We start from the raw sequence: 5,158 nt of genomic DNA, 5'->3' as shown, positions 1-5,158 counted from the left end.
GAAATTTCAAAGTTTATTTAAGCCACTTATAATTATTTTCTTACCTGTATTTCTGGTATTGAAGCAACCTAATTTAGGCACAGCTGTGATAATGTTTTTTATAGGAGCATCAATTATATTTACAGCAATAATGGAAAGATCTCATTTAATAATTTTTGGAACGCTTGGCATTTTCGCAATACCAGCTATTTGGCCTTTTTTACGCCCTTATCACAAGCAAAGGATATTATCATTTTTGGATTCGTCAGTGGATCCGCTTGGAATAGGTTACAATGCGCAGCAATCTCAGACAGCTATTGGTTCAGGAGGTTTATTTGGTAAGGGGTTTGTTAATGGGAGTCAAACTCAACTTGGATTTTTGCCAGAGAAACGCACAGATTTTGCTTTTGCTGTACTTAGTGAGGAATGGGGGTTCTTAGGTAGCATGGCTTTGATTTTACTCTATACCACATTGCTTGCTATAATATTCTCTATCGCTTACAGGTCAAAAAATTATTTTTCTAAGTTAATATCTATCGGGGTTTTCGCCTTTTTTAGTGCTCATTTCTTTATAAACATTGGAATGACAATAGGCCTTTTACCTATAATAGGTGACCCACTGCCATTTCTATCCTATGGCGGAAGCACAACTGCTGCGAGCTTGATATGTATAGGGTTGCTACTTAGTTCCGTAGCATCTACAAAGGACTTAAAGCTAAGCTTCCGATTTCATCCATAGCAAGAGCTTAGACAACTATCATTCTGCTAATAGTTAACGTCTTATTCTTCAATGAGAATCCCATTTTACGGTGCTTAAATCTATTCCCTCTTGTACCATTTCCAAAAGTGGGCTCATCTCTCTTAGCCGTCCAACATTTTTAGTAACAAGATCTGCTGCATATAGAACTTCATCTTTAGTTGTAAATCGGCCAAGGCCAAATCTAATTGATGAATGCTCAAGATCGTGGCCGTTGTTTAGTGATCTTATGACATAAGAAGGTTCAAGAGATGCGGATGTGCATGCAGAACCAGAGCTTACTGCTAAATCCTTGATTGCCATGATAAGAGACTCACCCTCAACATAAGGAAAACTTAAGTTAAGGTTACCAGGAATCCTATTTTCATAGTCACCATTTAGAACAATATCAGGAAATGCCTCTTTTATTTTGTTGTACAAAATATCTCTCAACTCTTCTAATTTGCTTGCTTCTATTTCCATTTCTTCTTTAGCGATGCGTGCCGCTTCACCAAAACCAACTGCAAGGGGAGTAGGAACTGTTCCAGAGCGCATGCCTCTCTCCTGTCCACCACCACTAATTAGTGGCGTCAACCTAACACGAGGATTTTTTCTACGGACATATAATGCACCTATTCCCATAGGTCCATAAATTTTATGGCTAGAAAGGCTCATAAGATCAATGTTCATTTCATTTACGTCTATTGGAACTTTTCCAAAGCTTTGAGCAGCGTCTGTATGAAAAAATATATTATGCTTTCTACACATTGCACCAATTTCTTTGACAGGTTGCATTACTCCGATCTCATTATTTACCATCATCACTGAAATCAGAATTGTTTTATCAGTGATTGCCTCCTCAAGTTTCAACAAATCTATAATTCCGTTTTGCTTAACGGACAAATATGTAACTTTAAAGCCTTCATTTTCTAGATGTCGACAAGAATCTAAAACGCACTTATGCTCCGTGCAGACAGTTATTATATGATTCCCCTTATTCTTATAAAAATGAGCAACACCCTTGATAGCCATGTTATTTGATTCAGTTGCACCCGAGGTAAAGACGATTTCTTTGCTGTCTGCATTCACTAAATCAGCAATGTGCTTCCTTGCTTTTTCTACTGCTTCCTCAGCTTTCCAACCAAATGAATGGCTACGAGAGTGTGCATTACTAAACTCACCAAAATAAGGTATCATCACCTCCAAAACACGAGGATCTACTTTAGTAGTAGATTGATAATCGAGAAATATTGGTAATTTTATTTTAGCATTGCGTATTTTTTCCACATTCATAGTCAGATTCCAGCATAGAAGTTACTACATTTAGTAGCACTAAGGCTTAATTTTTTCAAGATATAATCTTGCCTAAACGAAAGTTGTCAGCGCTCTCTCCTACGTTATTCCAGTGCCCATGTAATGTCATTCCCTATAATCAGTGTTTAGCTAGGTCGAATACACGCTAGGAAACTCTACTCGCGCTAGTGGTTTCTTGCTGTCTATTTGTTAAGATTGGTTTATCAACTTGAGTATCAGGCTTTGACAATGCATATACAGCACTGCCAACTACTAGCGCTATAGCTGCAGTTTTAGCCACTGCTATTGGTGTAGAGGGTTTTGACTCAACTGTAACTATTCCAGTTGCAGAAAGTGCTTTCGCTATTAAAACACCTGATAATGCAGTTGCACTACCGGCAAAAAAACCTTTCGCAATTGCTGATGTGCGTTGTTTTTCCTCTTTAGTTAAATTCCTAGAAGCAGTTCTAGCATGATTTTTCACATTAACAGAGGAGCCTTCACGTTTTTTTGGCGGAGTAAATACATAACCTCTTTGAATAGCCAAAGATAAAGGTGTCACTCCATAGTTATCTTTTATATTAACATTCGCACCGTTTTCTATGAGAGAGTTTACCACGTCTACATGGCCAATTATAAGAGCTAAATGTAAAGGAGTCCATCCCTCCTTATCTTCTTGTTCATTAATCCTGATTTCATCTTTTTCCAACAGAGCATCTACTACCTCTTTATAACCATTTTCAGCAGCTAAATGTAAAGGTGTCTTTTTATTTTTATCTTTTATATTAACATCTATCCCTTTTGTTACTATTAAAGCCTTTGTCAAGCTCGTATAGCCTAACTTAGCAGTTAAATGTAATAATGTGAATTCATTATCTCCAACTTCAAATTTATAATTTACATAAAAATTACTCTCTTCCCACTGTTTAAATACCTCTTCATTGCTTGCCTTTAGCTCTTCTTTTACTTTTTCAATTACGTTCCTTTTATCTAATTTATTATCACTATTAACCGTCCTTAATATTTTCCGCCACTGCTGATAATTTATTGTCATAATTTTTACCCTAATCTTAAATAATTTATTTTAATTTTTAAATAATCAAAATAAGAAATCAATATTTATTTTAAATGAGCTTATAATCGAAATTGTGGGTAGCAAATTGAATCACAATGTTCGTATAGCTGCAACCCTGAAGCTACTATCTCTCATCCACTGCAGATATTGCACGGTGCTGTCGATTTGATCGTCGTGGCGGGTTTCTGGAAACATTAAAATTTCATACTCAAAATCGCTGAGCCATATTGCTTGATGCGGCAGAAAAACCTTGCCGGATTCTATTATCGGAACAATCTGGTGGAATCGAGCGATTTTACTGTTATGCGGCACTATCTCAATAACAGGTATTGTCTTTAGCTCTTGAATCAATTGTTGACCGCTTGTTTTTGCTTCGATTAAAATTGCGTGTGGCTTCCACCTTGCAGCTAGTGATAGAACTTGTTCTTTAAGTTTTGGATACTCAAGCTTCGCACGGTATACATCGAGTAAATAAAACTTATTATTCACCTTTGTCCAGGTGGTGCAGACACTAAAACCGCTAGAATCGTTTGTTGAAACTGCAGTATCCCAGCTCTGAGTTATATGTAAGAGATTGTCAGGAAAATTTCTATAGCGTTTCAACCATTCTTGCTTAATTATACCACTTGAAAGCGGCAGAGGATTTTGTTGATATTGAGCAGCAAAAGCGTAACTCCCAAGTTCAGCCTTTATCATTTCAATTTCTCCTACATCTAGGGGATATAGCAGCTGACCTTCCTTTTTTAAGTATAAAATCCTTGAAGATGTAGCGCCTGTTGAGCTTTTGCACTCATTTGTAGTTACTTGAATAATAGGAACAGGAGAAGGGAGAATTGGTCTTTTGATTGAATAGATAATTTCCTTATTTTCAGAAATCATTGGCAAACAAACATGATGCCATATATTTTTCGGCTTGGAGAGAAGATGACCAGTTAAATCTTCCTGATGTAGTCTGTGCATTACAACAACGATAACTCCTTTTTTCCTTTCATTGAGCCTAGTTACTAAAGTCTGATCAAACCAATTTGTAGCACGTTTTCTAAACGTTTCACTCAAAGCTTGAGAGGAGCTCAGTGGATCATCTACGACGATAAAATCTCCACCTTCACCAGTCAGTGTTCCACCAACAGATGTTGCAATCCTACATCCTCTCTGCACTGTTTGAAATTTATATTTAGTGTTCTGGTCTTTGCATAGTTCTACCTCTGGAAATAGCGCTCTATACCAGCTAGACTGCATTACGCACCTGGTGTCAAGCGAATGCTTTTCGCTAAGCCGCTGAGAATAGCTTGCAACTATTATTCTTGCGGTTGGCTGATTACCAAGTATCCATGCAGGCCATGCAACACTCACGCACATAGACTTCATTGAGCGCGGAGGCATATTGAATATTATTCGCTTCACTTCACCAACACTTGCTGCTTCAAGCCTGTCTGCTATGATTTTTATATACTGATAATTGTTATACTCACATCCCGGCATCACCGTTTGAAAGCATAGTTCGATAAATTTTAAAAAGTTCATGTTAGTCTCCTATAGTGTTAGTGGAATTTACTTTATGGTGGTGTCAGCCTCTTTGGTGTCATATCAGCGTCCTTTTTCTTGTCATCCAAGTAGCCCTTTCCTTGTCATTCCAGTGCTTGACACTGGTTCACCTTATGATGGTGTTATTCAAGTAGCCTCTATCCAAGTGCCCCTTTGGTGTCATCCGAGTAGCTGACACTAATTTCTTACCAACAAAACCTAGCATAACTTTTGTGCTCAAAAGATTTCTGGATTCCAGCATCAAGTGCTGGCCTGAAGCTTTAGTTACAAGTATTAAGAAATTCACCAAATGAAGAAAAAAGGCAAAAGAATCCCCGTGTAACGAGTTTTGACCCTATAATAATGTAAATTGGCATTGTAATAATGTGCTAACGCTTATTTAAAGCGCATTTTGGCTGAATGTAGAAAAAATAAAAAAGACATGCAGCCGCTATAATTTTATGTAATCTGCCAATATATACCTGAGTTTTTTACTGAATTTTGTTGTTAAATCTGCAGAGATTAAAAACAAGGATAAATACTCTTATTGA

4 protein-coding genes are annotated in these 5,158 nt (G+C 37.1%); 1 reads left to right on the top strand and 3 read right to left on the bottom strand.

Features of this window, described 5'->3' with window-relative positions; all coding sequences use genetic code 11:
- A partial coding sequence (locus ACJ5GX_RS07735; RefSeq protein WP_495292875.1) for an FtsW/RodA/SpoVE family cell cycle protein occupies positions 1–718 on the top strand: 718 nt, incomplete at its 5' end.
- A gap of 48 nt (positions 719–766) precedes the next feature.
- Here the strand turns inward: ACJ5GX_RS07735 and ACJ5GX_RS07730 are convergent.
- From ACJ5GX_RS07730 to terL, 3 genes are all read right to left on the bottom strand, one after another.
- Positions 767–2,008 carry an IscS subfamily cysteine desulfurase gene (locus ACJ5GX_RS07730; RefSeq protein ID WP_052264822.1) on the bottom strand — a complete coding sequence of 414 codons (1,242 nt, stop codon included), beginning with the start codon at positions 2,006–2,008 and terminating at the stop codon, positions 767–769.
- Positions 2,009–2,174: 166 nt separating this feature from the next.
- On the bottom strand, positions 2,175–3,062 hold the full coding sequence (locus ACJ5GX_RS07725) for an ankyrin repeat domain-containing protein (RefSeq protein WP_096097223.1): 888 nt from the start codon (positions 3,060–3,062) through the stop codon (positions 2,175–2,177).
- 111 nt (positions 3,063–3,173) lie between these two features.
- Positions 3,174–4,607 carry a phage terminase large subunit gene (gene terL / locus ACJ5GX_RS07720; protein WP_096097222.1) on the bottom strand — a complete coding sequence of 478 codons (1,434 nt, stop codon included), beginning with the start codon at positions 4,605–4,607 and terminating at the stop codon, positions 3,174–3,176.
- Positions 4,608–5,158 lie beyond the last annotated feature (551 nt).

The sequence above is a fragment of the Wolbachia endosymbiont of Tuta absoluta genome, assembly GCF_059414725.1.
This window is presented reverse-complemented; position numbering and strand designations above follow the sequence as displayed.

Coding starts and splice junctions, on each gene's coding strand:
- ACJ5GX_RS07730 (WP_052264822.1), bottom strand. CDS start 2,008: ATGAATGTGGAAAAAATACGCAATGCTAAAATAAAATTACCAATATTT.
- ACJ5GX_RS07725 (WP_096097223.1), bottom strand. CDS start 3,062: ATGACAATAAATTATCAGCAGTGGCGGAAAATATTAAGGACGGTTAAT.
- terL (WP_096097222.1), bottom strand. CDS start 4,607: ATGAACTTTTTAAAATTTATCGAACTATGCTTTCAAACGGTGATGCCG.